Consider the following 22,545-nt stretch of genomic DNA (forward strand, 5'->3'; position numbering starts at 1 on the left):
GCCCCGCGCCGCCGGACCCGCAAGACGGCGGAAGCGGCGCTCGACACCGCCGAGGCCACCGAGGCCAAGCCCAAGGTCCGCCGCACCCGCAAGGCCGCCGAAACGGCGTCCGAGCCGGAGGCAGCCGCCGAAGCCAAGCCGCGCCGCACCCGCAAGACGGCGGAGACGGCGGTCGACACCGCCGAGGAGCCGACGGCCCCGCGCCGCCGGACCCGCAAGACGGCGGAAGCGGCGCTCGACACCGCCGAGGCCACCGAGGCCAAGCCCAAGGTCCGCCGCACCCGCAAGGCAGCCGAGACGGCCGTCATCCCGGCCCAGGCCACGGAGACCGCGGAGGCGAAGCCCAGGGCCCGCCGCACGCGCAAGGCGACGGTCGCCGCAGAGCCCACGGAGAGCTGATCTCCGACCAGAACGGCCCGGCCCCACCCCAGGTGGGACCGGGCCGTTCGCTTTCCCCAGTGCCGGTGGGCCCAACCCGCCCGCGCAGGGCCCCTGCCCCAGCACGGTGAGAACCTCGCCGCACCCACGACGGAACCCCGCCCCCCATAAGGGCGCAGGCCCCCCCGGGCAGGAGCCCACCCCAAACCCGACGCAACCCTGCCCCACCCACGACGGAGCACCGCCCCACCCCCATAGGGACGCACGCCCACCCCGGCAGGACCCCGCCCCAGGCCGCGACAAACGCGGTCCGCCCCGCGCAGGAGCCCCGCCCCACACCCGACGGAGCCCGCCACACATCCGACGGAGCCCCGCCCCACCCACGACAGTCCCCGCCCCCCCACCCCGCTACCCTCGCCCCCGTGACCACCCCCGCTCCTCCCCCCACCCCCCGCGCCTACACCCTGCACACCCCCCGCGGAGACTTCGCCGTAATCGACTCCCCCGTATCCCCCGGAGTGGAAGCGCGGGGTGTCGCCCTCCTGCTCCCCGGCTTCACCGGCAGCAAGGAGGACTTCACCCTCCTGCACGCGCCGCTCGCCGCACGCGGATACCGGAGCGTGGCCGTGGACGGTCGGGGACAGTACGAGTCGGACGGCCCTGCGGACGACGAATCCGCATACGCGCAAGAGGAGTTGGCGCAAGACGTCCTCGCGCAGGCGGAAGCCGTCGGCGCCCCCGTCCATCTGCTCGGGCACTCCCTCGGCGGCCAGATCGCCCGGGCCGCCGTGCTCCTCGACCCCTCCCCCTTCCGGTCGTTGACGCTCGTCGCGTCGGGCCCCGCCGAGATCTCCGTGTCCCAGCAGCAGCGCGTCAAGCTGCTCCGCGACGCGCTCGCCGTGATGACGATGCCGGAGGTGTGGGAGGCGATCCTGGCCATGGGGCCGCCCGAGGAGGTCGGCGGACCGGCCCGCGGGATCGGCGGGCCCGAGCATCTGCGCCGCCGCTGGCTCGGCACCAAGCCCGCCCAACTCGCCGCCACCGGGCACCAGTTGTGCACCGAGCCGGACAGGGTCGCCGAACTGGCCGCCGTACCGCTGCCGTTCCATGTGCTGTCGGGCGAGAAGGACGACACCTGGCCGGTCCCGCTCCTCGACGACATGGCGCTACGGCTGCACGCCCGCCGCACCGTCGTCCCCGGCGCCGAGCACTCCCCCAACGCCGAACAGCCCTTCGCCACCGCCCAGGCCCTCGCCGACTTCTGGGACGGCGACGGTTAGCCCGCGTATCAGACCCCGCGACGCCGGATGATCCAGTCGGGAGGGCCTGCCTAGTACTGCGCCTGGAGATGCCCCCAGAACCCGTCCCGCAGCGCCCGCCGCAGGTCCGCCTGGCCGCGCAGGGAGTACTGGAGCATCCCCTCCGCCTCCACCAGCAGGTCCTGGTCGACGGAGCCCGGCAGATAGGGGTGCCCGGGGAGCAGTTCCACCAGAGCCTCCCTGCCCCGTGCCGCCAGCCACTTCGCCGCGATCTGGGCGCCCACGAAACGGACGTCCTCGCGGGTGGGCCGGGCCGCGGTCCCCTCGGAGGCGGCCGTGCGCCGGGAGACGTACGGCTTGAAGAAGTCGAGGTCGAGGGTGCGCTGGCTGTCGACCTCCCAGAGCAGCGGCTCGGCCTGGTTGCGCCCCTCCGGCGCCTCGATGCCCCACAGATGGACCCGGGCGCCGTACCCCTGCGCCGCCTCCACCGCGGAGACCAGGTCCTCGTCGCCGCCGAGGAGGGCGGCGTCGCTGATGGCGCGGTGCCGGGCGAGGGACTCCAGGTCGGTGCGGATCAGGGAGTCGACGCCCTTCTGCTGGTTGCTGGAGTTGAGGTTGCCGAGCCGCACCTTGACGTCCGGCAGTTCGGCGATCGACTGCTGCTCGGCGGTATGGATGCGGCGCCGGGCGCCGTCGTACCAGTAGACGCGGAGCAGTCTGCTGTCCGCGAAGATCGTCCGGGCCCGGTCGATGAGCGCCTCGATCAGCCCCTCGGTGTCCAGGTCGAAAGCGCGCCGGTCCTCGGTCCCGGCGACGAGCCGGCCCGCGGCGGCGTACAGATAGCCCGCGTCGACGAAGATCGCATGGGTCGAGGGTGTCTTCGCCACCTCGGCGAGCATGCGCTGAAGCAACTCGTTGGTGCGGTCGATACGGGCGCCGAGCGCCGTGAGGTCGTCGTTCATCGCCTCCATTGTCCCGGCGGTCACGCTGCGAACACAACCGGTCCCGCTCGGTCCCGGCCATGCCGCTTACTGGTCAGTAATTAGCCGTTCGAAAAATTTCTTTAGCGTAGGGAATGTTTGTAACAAACAAGCCGTTGACTATCTACGTACACAGCAATTCTCCTCAGGAGGATGACCAGACGAAGGGAGAAGCCATGCGCTTCGAGATCATGCGACTCGACGAGGTCGACGGCACGACCGTGGACAGCACCGTCGTGGACGCCGCCTCCGTCAACCGGATCGTGCAGCAGGCAGCCGCCATCGGGCAGCGCCTGTGGATCCGCCCGGCCGACACCACGGCCTCGTAACAGACGCGGATCACCGCTGACGCTTCAGAGCCCCCGCACGGCACCGATGCCGTACGGGGGCTCTGCGCTGTGCCGAGGGGTTCAGGAGCCCTGGATCACCTGTGTGACGCCGTTGATGATCTGCTGTACGGCGATCGCGGAGAGCATCATGCCCGCGAGCCGGGTCACCAGCACCACGCCACCGTCCTTGATGACCCGGATGATCAGCAGCGAGTACCGCATCACCAGCCACAGCACGACATGGATGGCGAGGATCGCCGTCCACACCGAGACCTGCATGGTCACGCTGTCGGCCTTCTGCACGGCCAGGATGACGGACACGATCGCACCGGGGCCCGCCAGCAGCGGCATGCCGAGCGGCACGAGGGCGACGTTGACGTCCTTGGTCTGCTTCGGCTCGTCCGTCTTGCCGGTGAGCAGGTCCAGGGCGATGAGCAGGAGCAGCAGCCCGCCCGCGATCATCAGCGCGGGCACGGACACATGCAGATAGGCGAGGATCTGGTGGCCGAGGACCCCGAAGACGGTGATCACGCCGCCGGCCACGCAGACGGCCTGGAACGCCATCCGCCGCTGCACCTTGGCCGGACGGCCCGAGGTCAGCGCGAGGAAGATCGGGGTGATCCCAGGGGGATCCATGATGACAAAAAGGGTCAGAAAGAGTGAGCCGAAGACGGCGACGTCGAACATCAGTGAAGAGGCCTTGCGAAGAAGCGAACGTGATGGACGGGGGGAGGTGTCTCAGGCTCCGCCGGTCCCCGGAACCGGGAACGCCCCCGTCGCGCGCCGCGTGATCTCGCCGTAGACCTCGGGGTCGGTCGTGTACTCGCCGAGCACACAGGTCTTGCGGCTGCCGTGGTAGTCGCTGGAGCCGGTCATCAGCAGACCGAGCTCCTTGGCGAGGCCGCGTAGCCGCGCCCGGGTGTCCGGGTCGTGGTCCATGTGGTCGACCTCGATGCCGTCGAGTCCGGCCGCGGCGAGCTCCGCGATGGCCGACTCGGGGACCGTACGGCCTCGCTTGGCGGCCGCCGGGTGTGCGAACACGGCGACTCCGCCCGCGCCCTTGATCAGCCGGATCGCCTCGAAGGGATCCGTCTCGTGCTTGGCCACGAAGGCCCGTCCGCCGTCGGCCAGCCAGTCCTGGGTGAAGGCGTCACCCACGGTCGGCACGACCCCGAGCTCGACGAGCGCGGAGGCGACGTGCGGGCGCCCGACGGAGCCGTCCCCGGCGATCCGCAGGACCTGCTCCCACGTCACCGGCACACCCAGCTCGTTCAGCCTGGCGACCATCCCCTGGGCACGCGGCACCCGGTCGTCCCGCACCAGCTCACGCTCGGCGAGCAGCGCCGGCTCCTCGGGATCGAAGAGGTAGGCCAGCATGTGCATGCTGATCCCGTCGAGGCGGCAGGACAGTTCGGCACCGGTGACCAGCGTCAGCCCCTCGGGCAGTGCCGCGACGGCCTCGGCGTGCCCACGGGTGGTGTCGTGATCGGTGAGCGCCACGACGTCGAGCCCGGCAGCGGCGGCGTTGCGCACCAGCTCGGCAGGCGTGTCCGTGCCGTCGGAAGCGGTGGAGTGAGTGTGCAGATCGATACGCACGCGCGTGCTCCAACGGGCCGGGAAGGACGGGGGACACGCCAAGGATAACCGCTGATTCAGCCGCTCATGTCACACCCGCAGCCCAGGTTCACTTCTTACGAACGCCCTGTGCGACGCCTCTGAAAGGGGCGCGGGGAACTGCGCGACCAGCCAAGGACGCCCCGCAGCCGCCCAACAAACACGCACCCCCACCCCGGGAGGCGCCCTTAGGGCTCCAGCAAGCGCGGCGACAACGCCCCGCACGGCACCAGGTCCAGCTCGGCCCCCGCGTCCCGCAGATCCGTCAGCACCAGCTCGTCGTACATCAGCAGACCCGTCTGCTCGGGCCAGACCACGGCCCATAGCCACAGCCCCCGGGCCTCACCGGCGAACACGGCCCGGTCGTCCGGCGTCTTGGTGACATGCCACAGCGGAGTCGGCCGCCCGGCGGCCAGCACCTTGGCCTGGGCCGGCTTGTCGACGTTCATGTACGGCCCCGGGTCCGGCCCGTCGATCCCCGCGTACCGCGCCCCGAGCCCGACCCCCAGCTCCTCGGCGACCAGGATCAGCTCCCCCAGGCCGCCCAGGGGTCCGGGACCGGAGCAGGCGACCGCCGTCGCGCGTCCGCCGCTGCGGTCGTCCCCCGCGCAGGCCACGCCCGTGAACAGCCATCCGACCGGCAAGGGCCACGGCATCCACACCGGCACCTGGGTGCGATGCACGACGACGCTGAGAGCCTCGACGCTGGGCGGGATCACGGGCTGCAGCGGATGCACGGTGCCGTGGACATCGCACTGCCAGGAATCGGCGAAGAGTCCGGGAGCCCTGACCCGGCCACCACACTTCGGGCAACTGGGTTCGCCCCTCATAGGGCTCCACGGTCCTACCCCTTCCGCGCCACGTCAAGGACGATCACCCGTCCGGGCGGAAGCAGCCGACCGACCCGATTTAGATGCAGTCAGCATCTATTGGGGCAGCCGGCTCACCAGGAAGGCGCTGGCGGAGGAGCCGGAGGCCCGGCACGCCGCGCCGGGGACGGTGTCAGCGTGTTCGCCAACTGGCCGTCCCCGATGGCCGGTTGGTGACCTTGCTCACGCCAGCGGGACCGAGGCGCGGGCCGGGTCCCTGAGGTCCGTCCCGTTCGCCAGCCAGCGCTCCTGGAGGGCCCCGGCGCCGTGCACGCGCTTCCACGCGGCCTCGTTCGGAGTAATCGGGAGCAGGGGCAGGAAGTGGACGGGGTCCAGGGGCTCATCCAGTTCCAGGTCCTCGACCAGACCGCCCGGCTCGGCGACCAGGACCGAGCTGAACGGGGCGCCGGGCCACAGCGGTTCACCGACGTCCAGGGAGGCGCCGGGCGCCACGACCACGCCCTCGACCTGCGGGGACGCGGCCAGTACGGCGAGCGGGCGGAGGACCTTGTCGGTGTCGGCGAGGCCCGCCCGGACCGAGAGGACCAGCTCCGCGCGGGGGCCCTTGACGGGGTCGGCGACCACCGCGGTGGGGTCCGTCATGGGGTGCGCGGACATACCGAGGGTGGCGTAGCGGACGATGTCATCCTCGTGGAAACGCAGCACCTCGATGCGGTCCGTCCCGAGGAAGGTGACCGCGGCGCGGGCGTCCGGTTCGCCCAGCGCGGAGCGCAAGCGAGCCTCGACCAGAGGAAGAACATCAGCCATGCGGCGAGCATAGAACTCGTCAGTACCGGGCAAAGCAGCGCCTTGACACTTCGGCCGGCTGCTACTCTGGCCCGGTGGTTCGGGGCAGCACGCAGAAGCGTCGCGGTCAAGCCCCGGACGCCGACGACACTCCCTTACGAGGGACCGGCCGGAGGAGGTGGGGCTGCAATGGATCGAAGTCGACCGTGCAGTAGCACCCGCTCTTCCCGCCGCTGACGTAGCTGCTCTGCTTCTAGCCGACTGCCACCTCTCGCCTGCCTTTCACCGCGGAAGAGCCTTCGTTTCGTTTTGCCTGATCTGTCAGTCAGCAGCAGTAGCTGAATCAGCAGCGAAGTACGCCACCGCGACGGTGCGGTGCTCCCCGCTTTGTGGACGTGCCAAACATCCGCAGTCAGGACGTCCCCATTCCGGGCAGTTCCATCCGTCGAAGCGGCCTTTCGCTGCCTGCTCGCGAAGGAGCCTGCCATGTCGATGATCCGTGACCTGCGTGCCGCGGTCCGTCCGTCCCGTCCCTCACTGAGCAAGGCCATGCGCATGGACGGCGGCGCGTACGACACCACCCGTGACCCCGGCACGCCCTCCGCCGTCGTCGACTGCGCCGTCTACCGTGACGGCGCGCGCGTCGAGTGCGGACGGCAGCTGAGCCCGCACGAGGCGATGCGCCAGGTGCGGCGCGACGGCGGGTTCGTGTGGATCGGGCTGCACGAGCCGACCGAGGCCGAATTCGCCGGTATCGCCTCGGAGTTCGGACTGCACCCGCTGGCCGTGGAGGACGCCGTCCAGGCCCATCAGCGGCCCAAGCTGGAGCGCTACGACGACTCCCTGTTCACCGTCTTCAAGACGGTCCACTACGTCGAGCACGCCGAACTCACCGCCACCAGCGAGGTGGTGGAGACCGGCGAGGTCATGTGCTTCACCGGCCGGGACTTCTTCATCACCGTCCGGCACGGCGGGCAGGGCTCGCTGCGGGCGCTGCGGCACCGGCTCCAGGACGACCCGGAGCTGCTCGCCAAGGGCCCGTCCGCGGTGCTGCACGCCATCGCCGACCATGTCGTCGACGGGTACATCGCCGTGGCCGACGCGCTCCAGGACGACATCGACGACGTGGAGACGGACGTCTTCTCGCCGGGCCGCAAGGGCACCCCGCGCGGCACGGACGCCGGCCGGATCTACCAACTCAAGCGCGAGATCCTGGAGTTCAAGCGGGCGGTATCGCCGCTGCTGCGGCCGATGCAGCTGCTGAGCGAGCGGCCGATGCGGCTGATCGACCCGGACATCCAGAAGTACTTCCGGGACGTCGCCGACCACCTCGCCCGGGTCCAGGAGCAGGTCGTCGGCTTCGACGAGCTGCTCAACTCCATCCTCCAGGCCAACCTCGCGCAGGCGTCCGTGGCGCAGAACGAGGACATGCGGAAGATCACCTCGTGGGCCGCGATCATCGCCGTACCGACGATGGTCTGCGGGGTGTACGGCATGAACTTCGACTACATGCCCGAGACCCACTGGAAGTTCGGCTACCCGCTGGTCCTCGGTGTCACGGTGATGATCTGTCTCGGCATCCACCGCACGCTCAAGCGCAACGGCTGGCTCTAGGGAGCGTCCGGCGGGGCTGACTAGGCTGGGCTCATGACAAGTGAGCTGCTCGATCAGGCCCTCGTCGAGGAGGCCACGAAGAAGTCCGGGCTGATCTGGGTCAAGGGGCCCGGTGTCCCGGCCCGGACGCTGTGGCACGTGTGGCACGAGGGCGCGGCGTGTGTGGTCGGCGACGGGCCCGGCGAGCAGCCGCTGCCGGGGCTCGCCGACGGGGGCGGGGCCGAGGTCACGGTCCGCAGCAAGGACAAGGGCGGCCGGCTGGTCTCCTGGACGGCGAAGGTCGTGGAGCTGGCCTCGGGGTCCGAGCGGTGGGAGGCGACGGTCGCCGAGCTCAAGGGCAAGCGGCTGAACGCCCCGGACGGCGAGGCGATGCCGGAGCGCTGGAAGCGGGAGTGCCGCGTGCTGCGGCTGGAGCCCACGGGCTCGACCGCGCCGCTGCCGGACGGCGACCTGTCCTCGGCCCCGCTGCCCTCGCCGGCGACCACGCGGGAACCGATCCCCGCGGGGCTGCCGAAGCTGCTCATGAGGCGCCGCAAGCGCACCTAGCGCCCCTACGACGTCGGCAGCTGCCGGCCGTAGTCCACCGTCTCGGTCTTGTCCGGCTCCTCCAGGGTGAAGTTCTCGCCCCAGGAGGAGAAGGTCAGCGTGCCCGCGCCGCCGCCGCGCACCAGCCGCAGCGGATACGGCGTGCCCTCCAGCGAGACGTCCAGGGTGCCGCCGGAGCCGCCGTCGCCGGTGATGCGGACCGTGCGGGTGCCGGACTGCTCGTGACGGCCGTCGGTCTCGACCTTGCCGTGCAGCGTGAGCAGGCCCTCCAGCAGCACGTCCGGATCGGTGAAGCCGCTGAACTTCTTGTACGAGGGATCGCCCTGCGGCACCTTGACGTACTTGCCGCTGAGCTTGGCGCTCGCCGCCGCGTCCGCGTCGCCGTCGCTCCAGAAGTCGGCGTCGGCCTTCAGGAACAGCTGGTCGTCGATCCTGAGCAGCCGGAAGGTCGCCCCCTCGGCGGTGACCGAGCCCACGCCCCCGTCGGACTTCAGCCGCATGTCGAGGGTGTACGTGCGCCCGCTGGTGACCACGCTCCCGGCCAGCCGTACCGCGTCGGCGGACTCGGCGGCGGCGAGGGTCTTGCGCTGGATCTGGTCGGCGGGCAGCTTGCCGACACCGTTCGTCCCCGCGTCGGGATCCTCACTGCCGCACCCCGCCAGACCCGTCACGGCCAGGGCACTCAGCGCACTCAGCAGCGCGGCCCGGCGGATGCGGCCCTGGGGAATCGCAGTCACAGGTGGGCTGCCTTTCTGACGGATCCTGATCGGCGTACGGCAGCGTACCGGGGTCCCGGAAGCCGGACGGAGCCAGTCCGGCCGGACCGCTCACCAGGGCGTATCCGAACGGGACGGGCTAGCCTGAAGCCCATCCGAGCGGGCATAGCCGGTGGAATCGGCCGAGGAGGTGCGGAAATGGCGGCGGGCACTCCCCGGGTCTTCGTGTCGCACCTCTCCGGCATCGCCGTCTTCGACCCGAACGGCGACCAGGTCGGCCGGGTCCGCGACCTGGTGGTCATGCTGCGCGTCGGCCGGCGACCGCCCCGACTGCTCGGCCTCGTCGTCGAACTGTCCACCCGGCGCCGCATCTTCCTGCCCATGACCCGGGTGACCAGCATCGAGTCCGGCCAGGTCATCACCACCGGGGTGCTCAACGTCCGCCGCTTCGAGCAGCGGCCGACCGAGCGGCTGGTCTTCGGTGAGCTGCTGGACCGCCGGGTCACCCTCGTCGAGACCGGCGAGGAGGTCACGGTGCTGGATCTGTCGGTGCAGCAGCTGCCGGCCCGGCGGGACTGGGAGATCGACCGGGTGTTCGTGCGCAAGGGCGGCAAGAGCGGGCCGCTGCGGCGGGCCAGGGGCGAGTCGCTGACCGTCGAGTGGTCCGCCGTCACCGGGTTCTCGGCGGAGGAGAAGGGCCAGGGCGCCGAGAGCCTGCTCGCCACCTTCGAGCAGCTGCGCCCCGCCGACCTCGCCAACGTGCTGCACCACCTCTCCCCCAAGCGCCGCGCCGAGGTCGCCGCCGCCCTCGACGACGACCGGCTGGCCGACGTACTCGAAGAGCTGCCGGAGGACGACCAGATCGAGATCCTCGGCAAGCTGAAGGAGGAACGGGCCGCCGACGTCCTGGAGGCCATGGACCCCGACGACGCGGCCGACCTGCTCTCCGAGCTCCCGGAGGCGGACAAGGAGCGGCTGCTGAGCCTGATGGAGCCCGCCGACGCGGCCGACATGCGGCGGCTGATGGCGTACGAGGAGCACACGGCCGGCGGTCTGATGACGACCGAGCCGATCGTGCTGCGGCCCGACGCCACCGTCGCCGACGCGCTGGCCCGGGTCCGCAACGCCGACCTCTCCCCCGCGCTGGCCGCCCAGGTCTACGTCTGCCGCCCGCCCGACGAGACCCCGACCGGCAAGTACCTCGGCACGGTCCACTTCCAGCGCCTGCTGCGCGATCCGCCGTACACGCTCGTCAGCTCGCTGCTCGACGACGATCTGCAGCCGCTGGACCCGGACGCCGCGCTGCCCGTCGTCGCCGGTTTCTTCGCCACGTACGACATGGTCGCGGCGCCGGTCGTCGACGAGTCGGGCTCCCTGCTGGGCGCGATCACCGTGGACGACGTGCTGGACCACATGCTGCCCGAGGACTGGCGGGAGACCGAGTTCCACCTCGACGAGGACGAGGACGACGAGGAGGCGGCGGCGCATGGCTCCTGAGCGCGACGGCGGCCGGGAGCGCACGCTGTCCGGGGCGACCGCGTCCACCCGGCCGCGCGCCCGGCTGGACCAGCCCCGGGCGCCGCGCCGCCGGTTCCTGCCCGAGTACGACCCGGATGCCTTCGGGCGGTTCTCCGAGCGCATCGCCCGCTTCATCGGCACCGGGCGGTTCCTCGTCTGGATGACGGTCGTCATCATCGCGTGGGTACTGTGGAACATCTTCGCGCCCAAGGACCTGAAGTTCGACGAGTACCCGTTCATCTTCCTGACCCTGATGCTCTCGCTCCAGGCCTCCTACGCGGCCCCGCTGATCCTGCTCGCGCAGAACCGGCAGGACGACCGTGACCGGGTCAATCTCGAGCAGGACCGCAAACAGAACGAGCGGTCGATCGCGGACACCGAGTACCTGACCCGGGAGATCGCCGCACTGCGGATCGGACTCGGCGAGGTCGCCACCCGGGACTGGATCCGCTCCGAGCTGCAGGACGTGCTCAGGGAGCTGGACGGCCATCGCGCCGCAGGTCCGGTCGTATTCCCGGCAGAACGGCCGCACGGACGTGACGTAGACGACCGGTGACGGGCATCCCGGGGCCCCCGCGGGGCGCCGTACCATCGACCTTATGGCTACGGAAGACGCGGTGCGTGAAGCACTGTCGACGGTGAACGACCCCGAGATCAACCGCCCCATCACCGAACTCGGGATGGTCAAGTCGGTGGAGATCGGTGCGGACGGAACGGTCGCGGTCACCGTGTACCTGACGGTCTCCGGCTGCCCGATGCGGGAGACGATCACGCAGCGCGTCACGGAGGCGGTGTCCGGGGTGGAGGGCGTCACCCACGTCGACGTGACGCTGGACGTCATGAGCGACGAGCAGCGCAAGGAACTGGCGACCGCGCTGCGCGGCGGCCAGACCGAGCGCGAGGTCCCCTTCGCCAAGCCGGGCTCGCTGACCCGGGTGTACGCGGTCGCCTCCGGCAAGGGCGGCGTCGGCAAGTCGTCGGTGACGGTGAACCTGGCGGCGGCGATGGCGGCGGACGGACTGAAGGTCGGTGTCGTGGACGCCGACATCTACGGTCACAGCGTGCCGCGCATGCTGGGCGCCGACGGCCGTCCGACCCAGGTCGAGAACATGATCATGCCGCCGTCCGCGCACGGCGTGAAGGTGATCTCCATCGGCATGTTCACGCCGGGCAACGCGCCCGTGGTGTGGCGCGGCCCGATGCTGCACCGGGCGCTCCAGCAGTTCCTGGCGGACGTGTACTGGGGCGACCTGGACGTCCTGCTGCTGGACCTGCCGCCCGGCACCGGTGACATCGCGATCTCGGTCGCCCAGCTGGTCCCGAACGCCGAGATCCTGGTGGTGACGACCCCGCAGCAGGCCGCCGCCGAGGTCGCCGAGCGGGCCGGCTCCATCGCCGTCCAGACCCACCAGAAGATCGTCGGCGTGGTCGAGAACATGTCGGGGCTGCCCTGCCCGCACTGCGACGAGATGGTCGACGTCTTCGGCACCGGCGGCGGCCAGACGGTCGCCGAGGGCCTGACCCGTACGACGGGTGCCACCGTCCCCGTGCTCGGCTCCATCCCGATCGACGTCCGCCTGCGCGAGGGCGGCGACGAGGGCAAGCCGGTGGTCCTGACGGACCCGGACAGCCCGGCGGGCAGCGCGCTGCGCGCCATCGCCGGAAAGCTGGGAGGGCGGCAGCGGGGCCTTTCGGGACTGTCCCTGGGGATCACGCCCAGGAACAAGTTCTAGAGAGCCGCACCTGGGGGGCGCCGTGGATGTCGGCGCCCCCTTCGTCATGCGTATTCGCCGATGTCCTTGATCATGGCGAAGCCGAGCCCGTACGCACTCATCCCTCTGCCGTACGCGCCCACGTGCACGCCCTGCTGCGTGGACCCCGCGAGGACCCAGCCGAACTCGGACTCGCGGTAGTGGAAGGGCGTGGGGACCCCGTCGACCGGCAGGGAGAGGGTCGACCACTCCTCGCCTTCCAGGTCGTCGGCGAGGGCCCACGCGGTCTCCGTCTGCTGCTCCAGCCAGCTGTCCCGCAGCGAGTGGTCCATCTGGCCGGGCCAGGTGAACGACAGCAGCCCCACACCGGCCAGCCAGGCCGCCGAGGAGACCGTGGTGGCCTCCAGCAGCCCGGTGCCGTCGGCGCTCCTGCGGGACGGATTCGCGGCCACCGTGACGACCACCGCGAACTTCTCCCGGTCCTCCGTGGCCTCATTGCGCACCGAGGGCTCGTCGCCGTGTCCGATCGACCCGTGCTCGACCGTCCCGTCGGCCGCCGTACCCACCTGCATCAGCCAGCGCGGTCCCGTGAACGCCTCGTCGAGGCCGTACCACGGGAAGGGCGCCTCCAGGTAGCCGTCGACCGTGCGCCGGGCGGAGGGGACCTGTTGTCCGCCCTCCGCGGCCGACGCCTGCGCGACTGCCCGACTCGTCGTCTCCATGTACCCGGACGCCTCCTCGTTCTCGGCGGACCGGGGCGGCCCGCCCCCCTTCGGGCGGCCTCGCTTTTTGGCGTACGGCCCGCACAACAACTCGGCAGCATAGCCACCCTGGTGTGAACAGCCGGGAAAGCGCCCGGCGCGCGGGGCGCCCGGACGGCGTGTTCAGGCCGTGCGGACGCCTGCCGAAGGTATGAATCGCATCACGTACACGCGCCGACGGCTCAGGTGGCGTCCGCGTCGTAGGGCGCGCGTTCCTCGGGCTTCTTCGTCATGTCGACGCGCTCGCCGGACGCGGAGGAGGGCGAGGCGGCCGGCGCGGAAGCGTCCGCGTCGCGGCTGTGGACCGCGTCCGTGACCTCGGCCATCTCCTTCTTCAGGTCGAAGCCGTTGCGGATCTCCTTGAGCCCCAGCTCGTCATTGTCCATCTGCTTGCGGATGAACGTCTTGGGGTTGAGGTCCTCGAACTCGAAGTCCTTGAACTCCGGGCCGAGCTCCTGCCGGATGTCCTGCTTGGCGCTCTCCGAGAACTCGCGGATCTTACGGACCGTCCGCATGACGTCCTGGATGACCTTGGGGAGCTTGTCCGGACCGAAGACGAGCACGGCAAGGACGATGAGCGTCACCAGCTCGAGCGGTCCTATGTCATTGAACACCTGAAGCTCCTTGCGATCCGGGCCGGGTCCACGGTACCTGCCGTTCCCGTACGACCGGTACTGTCCCGTCGGCTCCGTGTGTGCGCGGACGGAGGGTTTTCCGGTTGTTTGCCTTGTGGGGGACGGCAGGCGCCCCCGCCTGTGAGGTTCCTGTCAGTCGCCGCCGGAGGAACCGAGCACCAGCGAGATGGTCCGCTCCTCGCCATCGCGCTCCAGGGTGAGTTCGAGGCGGTCGCCCGGGCGGTGCGCGCGGGTCTTGACGATCAGTTCCTCGCCGGAGTGCACGCGTCGGCCGTCGACCTCGGTGATGATGTCGCCGGGTTCGATGCCGGCCCGGTCGCCGGGGCCGCCGGCGGTGACCGCGGGGCCGCCGTCACTGCCCTTGGTGCCGACGCGGGCGCCGTCGCCGGAGTAGTCCATGTCGAGGGTGACGCCGATGACCGGGTGGGTGGCCCGTCCGGTGTTGATCAGCTCCTCGGCCACCCGCTTGCCCTGGTTGATCGGGATGGCGAAGCCGAGCCCTATCGAACCGGCCTGGCCGCCGTCCGGCTCGGCACCGCTGCCGGCGGAGCGGATGGCGGAGTTGATGCCGACGACCCGGGCCCTGGCGTCGAGCAGGGGCCCGCCGGAGTTGCCGGGGTTGATGGGCGCGTCGGTCTGCAGCGCGTCGACGTAGGACACGTCGCTGGCGTCACCGCCCTCGCCGCCGGCCGTGATGGGCCGCTCCTTGGCGCTGATGATGCCGGAGGTGACGGTGCCCGCCAGGTCGAAGGGGGCGCCGATGGCCACGACCGGGTCACCGACCTGGACGTTGTCGGAGTTGCCGAGGGACATCGGGGTCAGCCCGCTGACACCGGTCACCTTCACCACGGCCAGGTCGTATCCGCTGTCCCGCCCGACCACGGTGGCCTCGGCGGTGTCGCCGCTGTGGAAGGTCACGGTGATCTCGCCGCCGGTCCCGGCGGGCTCCACGACATGGTTGTTGGTGAGGATGTGACCCCGGTCGTCGAGCACGAACCCGGTGCCGGTGCCCTGCTCCTCGGCACCGGACACATGCAGGGTCACCACGCTCGGCAGCGCCCGCGCCGCGATCCCGGCCACGCTGTCCGGAGCCCGCCCGCTGGGCTCGGCGGCGGCCTGCGGCAGCTCCACGTCGCTCATACCGCCGTTCCGCTCCAGATGGGCCCCTACGGCCCCGCCGACGCCCCCGGAGCCGAGGGCGAGCAGCAGGGCGCCGGTGAGCAGCCGCCGCCTGCCCTTCTTGCGGCGCTGGTCCTTGGCGGGGACGGCGGCGCCGCTGTGCTGGAGGGGGCCGGGGAAGGGGGCCGCCGCCCAGGGGTCGTAGTTCTGCCAGGGGGCGGGAGCGGGAGCGGCGGTGGCCTGCGCCGGGGCCGGAAGGGGGGCCGCGTGCGCCGGTACGGCCGTGCCGTGCGCCGGAGTCGTCGCCGGGTGCTGCACGGGAGGAGCGGGCGCCCAGGGGCCCGGCTCGCCGTAGGGCGGGGTGCTGTAGGGGTCGGGGTCGTGCAGGGGGCGGGGACGCGCGTCGGGGGCAGCCAACGGGGCGGTGTCCAGCGCCGTGGCGGTGTCCGGCGCCGTGGCGGTGTCCGGCGCCGTGGCGGTGTCCGGCGCCGTGGCGGTGTCCAGCGCCGTGGCGGTGTCCAGCGCCGTGGCGGTGTCCGCAGGCGTTACGGCCGTGTCGCCGCCCGGCGCCACGGCGGTGCCCGCACGCGTTACGGGCGTATCGGCACCCGTGACGGGGTCCAGGGCGCCGGAGGCGGCCGGGGCCGCGGCCCCGGCCGATGGGACCGGTTCCGTGGTGGGTCGGCTCAGTTCGTAGTCACCGTCCGCGTTCGGCACCGGGGCCGGTCCGGACGGCGACGGCTCGGCCGCGCCGTCCGTCTGGTCCGAAGGCCCCTGGAACCGAGGACGGCTCCACCATTTCGCCTTCGTGGGCTTCCCCTCGTTCATGCTCTCCCCACCGCCGGCCGCGGCACGCTCGTCGGCACTCGCCGCGGCTCCTCGAACTTCGCCTCCGCACCCGGCTGCCTGCCGTGAGCGCGGCCCACCCCGGATTCAACCAGGTTCGCGGGCCGCCGCGCAGAGGCCGGTCAGCGGTCGGAGGAGGCGGAGGTGACCGAGACGGACGGGGAGGAGGTCGGGTCGGGGACGAGCGCGGCGAGCAGTCCGGGAGAGGCGACCTCCGGGGCGGGGTGCCAGGTGGTCAGGGTGAGCGGCGTGGCAGTGCCGAGCGGACGTATGAGCGGGGACATGACGGCCGCGCCCGCGACCGGGCTGGTCAGGGAGTCCCCGGCGCCCTGGAGCTGACCGGCGGAGACGCCGGGCAGCAGCGGCGCGGACACCGCGGTCGGGGCGGCCGGGGTGTCGCCGAACGTCCGCGGGCCCTGCCCCTGGACCAGCAGCGGCCCGACGCCACGGCGGCGCTGGTTGTCGGGTGTCGTCGCCGCTCCGGTGCCCTGGCTGCGTGCCGGGGTCACATTGCTGCCGGAGCCCGAACCGCGGGTGTCCGTCTCGGCCGGGACGCCGGTGGTGACCCCGCCGAGCGCGATGGCGGCCAGCGACACCGCTCCGGCGGCGACGAAGGCGAACCGCAGCCCGCGCGAGGACGGCCGGTCGGCGTCGGGACGCCCCACGGGGTGCAGCCGGAAGCCGCCCGCCGAAGGGCCGGTGAGCGCGGAGCCGTGCGGCCGGGCGGGGACATAGCCGAACTCGAAGCGCTCGCCGCGCCGGACGCCGAAGGCGCCGGTGGCGGGCGGCTCGGCGAAACCGCCGAAGGCTCCCCCGCCCAGCGGTGAGCCACCGCTGCCCGGGTCGCCTCCCGGCAGGCCCTGGAGCCGGGCCAGGAAGCTCTCGGAGGGGGGCGGCGGGGCCGCCTCCGCGAAGACGTTCTTCAGCCGGCGCTGGGCGTCGGCCTCCGCCTTGCACTTGGCGCAGGTGGCCAGGTGGGCGAGGACCCGCTCGCGCGAGTCATGACCGAGTTCCCCGTCCACCAGGGCGGAGAGTCGGTCTCCAAGGTGCTGCTCGGCGAGGCGTCGCTCGCCGGGACCGGGCCGGGTTCCACTCACGCGGTCGCGCCCCCTCCCCCGAGGGCGGGCACCCGCGGCACGAAGGACCGGCGTCCCGCCCGGGCCTCCGGGGAGCGGTGCGCGAGGGCCTTGCGGAGCTGCGAGCGCCCCCGGTGGATACGGGAGCGGACGGTGCCGAGCTTGACGCCCAGGGTCGCGGCGATCTCCTCGTAGGAGAGCCCCTCGATGTCGCACAGGACGACAGCGGCCCGGAACTCGGGCGCGAGGGTGTCGAGGGCCTGCTGGACGTCGGCGTCGAAGTGCGCGTCGTTGAAGACCTGCTGCGGGGACGGCTCGCGGCTGGGCAGGCGCTCGGCCGCGTCCTCGCCGAGGGCGTCGAAGCGGATGCGCTGCTTTCGGCGGACCATGTCCAGGAAGAGGTTGGTGGTGATGCGGTGCAGCCAGCCCTCGAAGGTGCCCGGGGTGTAGGTCGACAGCGAGCGGAAGACGCGGACGAAGACCTCCTGGGTGAGGTCCTCGGCGTCGTGCTGGTTGCCGGTGAGCCGGTACGCGAGGCGGTAGACGCGGCCGCTGTGCGTGCTGACGATCTCCTCCCACGTGGGCGGAGTCCACGCCTGCCCGTCCGCGTCGGTGGAGAAGGTCGCGGTCTGGGCGTAGTCGTCGGCGTGGCTGGGGTCAGCAGCGTTGTCGTTCACGGATTTCGGCCTGCCCGCCGATCCGAGGAGGCGCCGGAGCACTCCTGCGCGATCCACAGGTGCGGCCGCACCTCCCCTGTCGGCTCTGGTGGTGTCCAGTGGAGCCCCTACCATAGCCACCTCGCCCGTTAGCTCCGGATAAGCGGTTTTACGAGAATTTGATCTGGGCTGGCACGGCTCATGCGACTGCGTCAGCATGTGCTCGATCCCCGCCCCGCCGTCGTGATCCAACCGTGTCCCCCCTGTCGTCTCCCACCCTTCTAAACGCCTGGTCCCATCTGCGGGTTCCCGGCCGCAACGGATACAGTCACGCCCAGGCAACCACGGGGACAGGAGAGGGTCATTACCGGCAACCGGCAGACGAGCTGGGCGTTCGCCGACGCCTATGTCGCCGAGGACGACGCGCTTCGCTGGGCCCGCGACCGGGCCCGCGAGGCCGGCCTGCGCACGGTGTCGCCCGGCACGGGCGCGGCGCTGCGGTTGCTCGCCGCCACCGTGGACGCGAAAGCGGTCGCGGAGATCGGCACCGGGACCGGCGTCTCCGGCATCCATCTGCTGCACGGCATGCGCCCCGACGGCGTGCTGACCACCGTGGACACCGAGCCGGAGCACCAGCAGTTCGCCCGGCAGGCCTTCCGGGCCTCCGGCTTCGCCAGCAACCGGGCGCGGTTCATCCCCGGCCGTGCGCTGGAGGTGCTGCCCCGGCTCGCGGACGCCGGCTACGACCTGGTCTTCTGCGACGGTGACCGGCTCGAGTTCCTCGACTACCTCGCTGAATCGTTGCGCCTGCTGCGTCCGGGTGGCCTGGTGGTCTTCGAGGGCGTCTTCGCGAACGGCCGTACGGTCGACTCGGGCCCGCAGCCGACGGAGGTGCTGCGGCTGCGCGAGCTGCTGCGCGCGGTGCGCGAGAGCCAGGACCTGGTGCCGTCGCTGCTGCCGGTGGGCGACGGCCTGCTGTGCGCGGTCAAACGCTGAGGCAGCACGGGGTACGGCCGGGCAGAGAACTGCCCCGGCACCTCATGAGATGCCGGGGCAGCTGAAAGGGTATGGTCGCTTGCGCGTCAGCCGACGACCTTCTTGAGGGCGTCGCCCAGTGCGTCGGCCTCGTCCGGGGTCAGCTCGACGACGAGCCGACCGCCGCCTTCGAGCGGAACGCGCATGACGATGCCCCGCCCCTCCTTGGTCACCTCGAGCGGGCCATCGCCCGTCCGCGGCTTCATGGCCGCCATGCTCGTTCCCCTTCCTGAAACCAGCTCAATCGTCAAAGCCGACGACCCCATGAGGGCATGCGCGGTCCTGGCGGGACTCGCGACACCGGCATCGAACACATTGCTTCCCAGCCATTATCCCGCATCGCAGGACCCGATGACCAACATCGGTCGGCATCGCTTGGGCAACGCGCGCGAGCAAAACCACTCAATTCGGCGATGTGACTGCGATACTGCGCCGCCCCGAGCCCATCCGCCGAACGAAAACGGGTCCGAATTCTTTGACGCAGGTCACACCTGCGCTCCCGGCGATCTCCGCCATGCTGTCCTCAGACAGGAGCCGCGAACACCGGAGGGGATACGTCATGGCCGACACCGTGCTCTACGAGGTGAGCGACGGACTCGCGACGATCACGCTGAACCGCCCCGAGGCGATGAACGCGCTGAACATCGAGACCAAGGTCGCCCTGCGGGAGGCGGTGACCGAGGCGGGTGCGGACTCCGCCGTGCGGGCTGTACTGCTCACCGCCGCCGGTGACCGGGCCTTCTGTGTGGGGCAGGACCTGAAGGAGCACATCGGGCTGCTGGCCGAGGGGTCCGGGCGGGTGATGAGCACGGTGCGCGAGCACTACAACCCGATCGCCCTGGCGCTGACGTCGATGGCCAAGCCCGTGGTGGCGGGGGTGAACGGCGTCGCGGCGGGAGCGGGGTTCGGCTTCGCCCTCGCCGCGGACTATCGGGTCGTGGCCGACTCGGCCGCCTTCAACACGTCGTTCGCCGGGGTGGCCTTGACCGCGGATTCCGGGATCTCCTGGACACTGCCTCGGGTGGTGGGCCCGGGCCGGGCTGCTGACCTGCTGCTCTTCCCTCGGAGCGTCAAGGCTCAGGAGGCGTACGAGCTGGGGATCGCGAACCGGGTGGTCCCTGCCGGGTCGCTCCGCGAGGAGGCGGAGAAGGTGGCTCGGGCGTTGGCCTCGGGGCCGACGGTCGCGTACGCGGCGATCAAGGAGGCCGTGGCCTTCGGGTTCTCTCACTCTCTGGCGGAGACGCTGGAGAAGGAGGACGAGTTGCAGGCTCGGGCGGGGGCGTCGGAGGACCATGCGATCGCCGTGCAGGCCTTTGTGAACAAGGAGCAGCCGAAGTACTTGGGCCGGTAGGGGGCGGGGCGGATTCACCGTTCGGGGGTGCGGGGCCGCTCGGGCTGGGCGCGCAGTTCCCCGCGCCCCTGACGTACGTCCCTCGCCACGCAGGTTTTCAGGTGGTCGTTGACCAAGCCGCACGCCTGCATCAGGGCGTACGCCGTCGTGGGCCCCACGAATCTCAGTCCCCGCTTCTTCAGGGCCTTCGACAGGGCCGTCGATTCCGGAGTCACCGCCGGGACGTCCGCCAGGGTTTCCGGGGCCGGGCCCGGGTCCGGGGCGTGGGACCAGATCAGGGCGTCCAGGTCGCCCGGGGCCCAGTCGGCCAGGGCGCGGGCGTTGGCCAGGGTGGCGTCGATCTTGGCTCTGTTGCGGATGATGCCCGCGTCGGCCAGCAGCCGGTCGCGGTCCTCCTCCGTGAAGGCCGCGACCTTCTCGATCCTGAAGTCGGCGAAGGCGGCGCGGAAGCCGGAGCGGCGGCGCAGGATCGTGAGCCAGGACAGGCCGGACTGGAAGGCCTCCAGGCAGAGGCGCTCGAAGAGGGCGTCGTCGCCGTGGACCGGGCGGCCCCACTCCTCGTCGTGGTAGGACACGTAGTCCGGGGTGGACACGGCCCAGGGGCAGCGCAGCGCGCCGTCGGGACCGGCGAGGGCCGCCGTCACCGGTCCTCCTCGGCCGGCTTCTCCATGGAGAGGCGGGCGCCGGACCGGGCACCGGCCAGGGCGGACTCCAGATCGGCGATCCGGGCGTCGCGCTCGGCGAGTTCGGCGCCGAGCCGGCTGAGGGCGTCGTCGACGTCCGCCATGCGGTAGCCGCGGGCGGCGAGGGGGAAGCGGAGGCTGTCGACGTCGGCGCGATGGACCGGACGGTCGAGCGGGAGCGGGTCCTGGAGGCGCTCCGGGGCGGCCTCCGGCAGCGGGCCGCCGCCCTCGCCGCCGCCCACCACCGCGAGGGTCACGGCGGCGACCACAACGGCGAGCGCGACGACCAGGAACAAGAACATAACCATCGCTGAGGCCCCCACGGTCGGTGCAAGTGTGCGGTCGAGTGTGTCAGGGTCCGATCGTGCCATGCGACTCTGACAGTTAGGGTCGCAGACGGCTGTTGATCAGGACGTACGGAGAGGTTCACAGGGGATGCTCAGGCTGGGCAGGCGTGAGTTCGACACGCATGAGCCGGTGATCATGGCGATCGTGAACCGGACCCCCGACTCCTTCTACGACCAGGGGGCGACGTTCCGCGACGAGCCGGCCCTCGCGCGCGTGGAGCAGGCCGTGGCGGAGGGCGCGGCCATCATCGACATCGGTGGGGTGAAGGCCGGGCCGGGCGACGAGGTGTCTGCGGCGGAAGAGACGCGGCGGACCGTGGGTTTCGTGGCGGAGGTGCGGCGGCGGTTCCCCGATGTGGTGATCTCGGTGGACACCTGGCGGGCCGAGGTCGGCGAAGCGGTGTGCGAGGCCGGGGCGGATGTGCTGAACGACGCCTGGGGCGGGGTGGATCCCCGGCTGGCGGAGGTGGCCGCCCGGTACCGGGTGGGGCTGGTGTGCACGCACGCCGGAGGCGCCGAGCCCCGTACGCGGCCGCACCGGGTGACGTACGACGACGTCATGGCCGACATCCTCCGGGTGACCGTGGGGCTGGCCGAGCGGGCGGTGGCGCTGGGGGTGCCCCGGGAGTCGGTGATGATCGATCCCGGGCACGACTTCGGGAAGAACACCCGGCACAGCCTGGAGGCGACACGGCGGCTGGCGGAGATGGTGGCCACCGGGTGGCCGGTGCTGGTGTCCCTGTCCAACAAGGACTTCGTCGGGGAGACGCTGGACAGGCCGGTGAAGGAGCGGGTCGTGGGGACCCTGGCGACGACGGCGGTGTCGGCGTGGCTGGGGGCGCAGGTGTACCGGGTGCACGAGGTCGCGGAGACGCGCCAGGTGGTGGACATGGTGGCGTCGATCGCGGGCCACCGCGCACCGGCGGTGGCCCGGCGGGGGCTGGCGTAAGGCCTCCTCACCCCCGCCCGGCGTGCCGCGCTAGCGGCCCGCCTCCTTCGACACCAGGGCCACCGCCTCGTCCACGTCGTCCGTGACGTGGAAGAGCAGCAGGTCCTTCTCCGACGCCTTGCCCTGGGCCACCAGGGTGTTGCGCAGCCAGTCCACCAGACCGCCCCAGTACTCCGTACCGAAGAGGACGATCGGGAACTGGGTGACCTTCTGCGTCTGGACGAGGGTCAGCGCCTCGAACAGCTCGTCCAGCGTGCCGAGGCCGCCGGGAAGCACGACGAAGCCCTGCGCGTACTTGACGAACATCATCTTCCGTACGAAGAAGTAGCGGAAGTTCAGACCGATGTCGACGTAAGGGTTCAGCCCCTGCTCGAAGGGCAGTTCGATGCCGAGGCCGACTGAGACGCCGTCCGCCTCGCAGGCGCCCTTGTTGGCCGCCTCCATGGCGCCGGGTCCGCCGCCGGTGATGACCGCCCAGCCGGCCTCGACCAGGGCGCGCCCGAGGCGTACCCCCGCCTCGTAGTCGGGCGAGCCCTGTGGGGTCCGGGCGGAGCCGAAGACGCTGATCGCGGGCGGCAGTTCGGCGAGGGTTCCGAAGCCCTCGATGAACTCCGACTGGATGCGCAGGACGCGCCAGGGGTCGGTGTGGACCCAGTCCGAGGGTGCGCGCTCGTCCAGCAGTCTCTGGTCCGTCGTGCTCGACTGCACCTGACCGCGCCTCCGGAGGACGGGTCCCAGGCGCTGTTCCTCCGGCGGCTGCTTCTTCCCCGCGGGGTTCCCGGTAGCCATGTGCGCTCCCTCCACT

Annotated in this window: 25 protein-coding genes and 1 pseudogene; 11 read left to right on the forward strand and 15 right to left on the reverse strand. The window is 71.6% G+C overall.

From position 1 onward, the window contains the following. Positions 1-399, forward strand: a pseudogene (locus ACWD11_RS00755) (DEAD/DEAH box helicase); the annotation flags it as partial. 401 nt (positions 400-800) lie between these two features. Then, positions 801-1,658 (forward strand): alpha/beta fold hydrolase, encoded by an 858-nt coding sequence (locus tag ACWD11_RS00760; RefSeq protein WP_451280478.1) that lies wholly within the window; start codon positions 801-803, stop codon positions 1,656-1,658. Positions 1,659-1,708: 50 nt separating this feature from the next. Here the strand turns inward: ACWD11_RS00760 and ACWD11_RS00765 are convergent, their stop codons facing one another. Beyond that, complete coding sequence (locus tag ACWD11_RS00765) at positions 1,709-2,599, reverse strand: NYN domain-containing protein (protein WP_389415068.1); 891 nt, start codon at positions 2,597-2,599, stop codon at positions 1,709-1,711. 194 nt (positions 2,600-2,793) lie between these two features. Here ACWD11_RS00765 and ACWD11_RS00770 point away from each other — a divergent pair, with 194 nt between their 5' ends. Then, on the forward strand, positions 2,794-2,946 hold the full coding sequence (locus tag ACWD11_RS00770; protein ID WP_202485837.1) for a hypothetical protein: 153 nt from the start codon (positions 2,794-2,796) through the stop codon (positions 2,944-2,946). A gap of 81 nt (positions 2,947-3,027) precedes the next feature. Here the strand turns inward: ACWD11_RS00770 and ACWD11_RS00775 are convergent, their stop codons facing one another. The 4 genes from ACWD11_RS00775 to ACWD11_RS00790 form a co-directional block, all read right to left on the reverse strand. Then, positions 3,028-3,633 carry a MarC family protein gene (locus ACWD11_RS00775; protein WP_389415069.1) on the reverse strand — a complete coding sequence of 202 codons (606 nt, stop codon included), beginning with the start codon at positions 3,631-3,633 and terminating at the stop codon, positions 3,028-3,030. Positions 3,634-3,684: 51 nt separating this feature from the next. Then, positions 3,685-4,542: a PHP domain-containing protein gene (locus ACWD11_RS00780; protein ID WP_389415070.1), complete on the reverse strand. Its 858-nt coding sequence runs from the start codon at positions 4,540-4,542 to the stop codon at positions 3,685-3,687. Between the two features lie 206 nt (positions 4,543-4,748). Next, positions 4,749-5,390, reverse strand: a complete 642-nt coding sequence (locus ACWD11_RS00785) for a DUF6758 family protein (RefSeq protein WP_389415071.1) — start codon at positions 5,388-5,390, stop codon at positions 4,749-4,751. A gap of 222 nt (positions 5,391-5,612) precedes the next feature. Then, complete coding sequence (locus tag ACWD11_RS00790; RefSeq protein ID WP_451280481.1) at positions 5,613-6,197, reverse strand: suppressor of fused domain protein; 585 nt, start codon at positions 6,195-6,197, stop codon at positions 5,613-5,615. A gap of 465 nt (positions 6,198-6,662) precedes the next feature. On the opposite strand from ACWD11_RS00790, the gene ACWD11_RS00795 reads away from it, so the two are divergent. Beyond that, positions 6,663-7,790: a magnesium and cobalt transport protein CorA gene (locus ACWD11_RS00795; protein WP_389415073.1), complete on the forward strand. Its 1,128-nt coding sequence runs from the start codon at positions 6,663-6,665 to the stop codon at positions 7,788-7,790. A 33-nt stretch (positions 7,791-7,823) separates the two neighbouring features. After that, on the forward strand, positions 7,824-8,336 hold the full coding sequence (locus ACWD11_RS00800; protein WP_451280483.1) for a hypothetical protein: 513 nt from the start codon (positions 7,824-7,826) through the stop codon (positions 8,334-8,336). 5 nt (positions 8,337-8,341) lie between these two features. Here the strand turns inward: ACWD11_RS00800 and ACWD11_RS00805 are convergent, their stop codons facing one another. After that, positions 8,342-9,073 (reverse strand): LolA-like protein, encoded by a 732-nt coding sequence (locus ACWD11_RS00805; protein WP_389415075.1) that lies wholly within the window; start codon positions 9,071-9,073, stop codon positions 8,342-8,344. Positions 9,074-9,250: 177 nt separating this feature from the next. On the opposite strand from ACWD11_RS00805, the gene ACWD11_RS00810 reads away from it, so the two are divergent. The 3 genes from ACWD11_RS00810 to ACWD11_RS00820 are packed head-to-tail and all read left to right on the forward strand — an operon-like array spanning position 9,251 to position 12,303. Beyond that, positions 9,251-10,549: a magnesium transporter MgtE N-terminal domain-containing protein gene (locus ACWD11_RS00810; RefSeq protein ID WP_389415076.1), complete on the forward strand. Its 1,299-nt coding sequence runs from the start codon at positions 9,251-9,253 to the stop codon at positions 10,547-10,549. Further along, positions 10,539-11,126, forward strand: coding sequence for a DUF1003 domain-containing protein (locus ACWD11_RS00815; protein ID WP_389415077.1), 588 nt, complete (start codon positions 10,539-10,541; stop codon positions 11,124-11,126). The genes ACWD11_RS00810 and ACWD11_RS00815 overlap by 11 nt, the downstream gene beginning before the upstream one ends. Positions 11,127-11,169: 43 nt before the next feature. Further along, on the forward strand, positions 11,170-12,303 hold the full coding sequence (locus tag ACWD11_RS00820; protein ID WP_389415078.1) for an Mrp/NBP35 family ATP-binding protein: 1,134 nt from the start codon (positions 11,170-11,172) through the stop codon (positions 12,301-12,303). A 44-nt stretch (positions 12,304-12,347) separates the two neighbouring features. Here ACWD11_RS00820 and ACWD11_RS00825 read toward each other — a convergent pair whose 3' ends face one another. The 5 genes from ACWD11_RS00825 to sigE all read right to left on the reverse strand — a co-directional run bounded on the left by ACWD11_RS00825 (position 12,348) and on the right by sigE (position 17,510). Next, positions 12,348-13,004, reverse strand: a complete 657-nt coding sequence (locus ACWD11_RS00825) for a hypothetical protein (RefSeq protein WP_389415079.1) — start codon at positions 13,002-13,004, stop codon at positions 12,348-12,350. Positions 13,005-13,225: 221 nt separating this feature from the next. Then, the gene (locus ACWD11_RS00830) at positions 13,226-13,657 is read right to left on the reverse strand and encodes a sec-independent translocase (protein ID WP_389415080.1); all 432 of its coding nucleotides are present in this window, start codon (positions 13,655-13,657) and stop codon (positions 13,226-13,228) included. A 153-nt stretch (positions 13,658-13,810) separates the two neighbouring features. After that, positions 13,811-15,625, reverse strand: coding sequence for a trypsin-like peptidase domain-containing protein (locus ACWD11_RS00835; protein ID WP_451280486.1), 1,815 nt, complete (start codon positions 15,623-15,625; stop codon positions 13,811-13,813). A gap of 140 nt (positions 15,626-15,765) precedes the next feature. After that, complete coding sequence (locus ACWD11_RS00840) at positions 15,766-16,740, reverse strand: anti-sigma factor family protein (protein ID WP_451280488.1); 975 nt, start codon at positions 16,738-16,740, stop codon at positions 15,766-15,768. Then, positions 16,737-17,510 carry an RNA polymerase sigma factor SigE gene (gene sigE / locus ACWD11_RS00845; RefSeq protein WP_389415083.1) on the reverse strand — a complete coding sequence of 258 codons (774 nt, stop codon included), beginning with the start codon at positions 17,508-17,510 and terminating at the stop codon, positions 16,737-16,739. Before sigE ends, ACWD11_RS00840 begins: the two co-directional genes overlap by 4 nt. A gap of 162 nt (positions 17,511-17,672) precedes the next feature. Between sigE and ACWD11_RS00850 the strand changes: the two genes are divergently transcribed. Next, the gene (locus ACWD11_RS00850) at positions 17,673-18,371 is read left to right on the forward strand and encodes an O-methyltransferase (protein WP_383312304.1); all 699 of its coding nucleotides are present in this window, start codon (positions 17,673-17,675) and stop codon (positions 18,369-18,371) included. Positions 18,372-18,457: 86 nt separating this feature from the next. Here ACWD11_RS00850 and ACWD11_RS00855 read toward each other — a convergent pair whose 3' ends face one another. Then, positions 18,458-18,625: a DUF3117 domain-containing protein gene (locus ACWD11_RS00855; RefSeq protein WP_003966491.1), complete on the reverse strand. Its 168-nt coding sequence runs from the start codon at positions 18,623-18,625 to the stop codon at positions 18,458-18,460. A 344-nt stretch (positions 18,626-18,969) separates the two neighbouring features. On the opposite strand from ACWD11_RS00855, the gene chcB reads away from it, so the two are divergent. Further along, on the forward strand, positions 18,970-19,761 hold the full coding sequence (gene chcB / locus ACWD11_RS00860) for a 2-cyclohexenylcarbonyl CoA isomerase (protein WP_389415084.1): 792 nt from the start codon (positions 18,970-18,972) through the stop codon (positions 19,759-19,761). A 14-nt stretch (positions 19,762-19,775) separates the two neighbouring features. Here the strand turns inward: chcB and ACWD11_RS00865 are convergent, their stop codons facing one another. Then, a complete protein-coding gene (locus ACWD11_RS00865) occupies positions 19,776-20,405 on the reverse strand; it encodes a DNA-3-methyladenine glycosylase I (RefSeq protein WP_451280491.1) in 630 nt (209 codons plus the stop codon). Beyond that, positions 20,402-20,746, reverse strand: coding sequence for a DivIVA domain-containing protein (locus tag ACWD11_RS00870; RefSeq protein WP_389415620.1), 345 nt, complete (start codon positions 20,744-20,746; stop codon positions 20,402-20,404). Before ACWD11_RS00870 ends, ACWD11_RS00865 begins: the two co-directional genes overlap by 4 nt. 133 nt (positions 20,747-20,879) lie before the next feature. Between ACWD11_RS00870 and folP the strand changes: the two genes are divergently transcribed. After that, entirely contained in the window at positions 20,880-21,740 is an 861-nt protein-coding gene (gene folP / locus ACWD11_RS00875) for a dihydropteroate synthase (protein ID WP_451280493.1), read from the forward strand. A gap of 30 nt (positions 21,741-21,770) precedes the next feature. On the opposite strand, the gene ACWD11_RS00880 is transcribed toward folP, so the two are convergent. After that, positions 21,771-22,529, reverse strand: coding sequence for an LOG family protein (locus ACWD11_RS00880; protein WP_389415087.1), 759 nt, complete (start codon positions 22,527-22,529; stop codon positions 21,771-21,773). Between the last annotated feature and the right edge of the window lie 16 nt (positions 22,530-22,545).

The organism is Streptomyces sp. NPDC002776, from assembly GCF_053592195.1.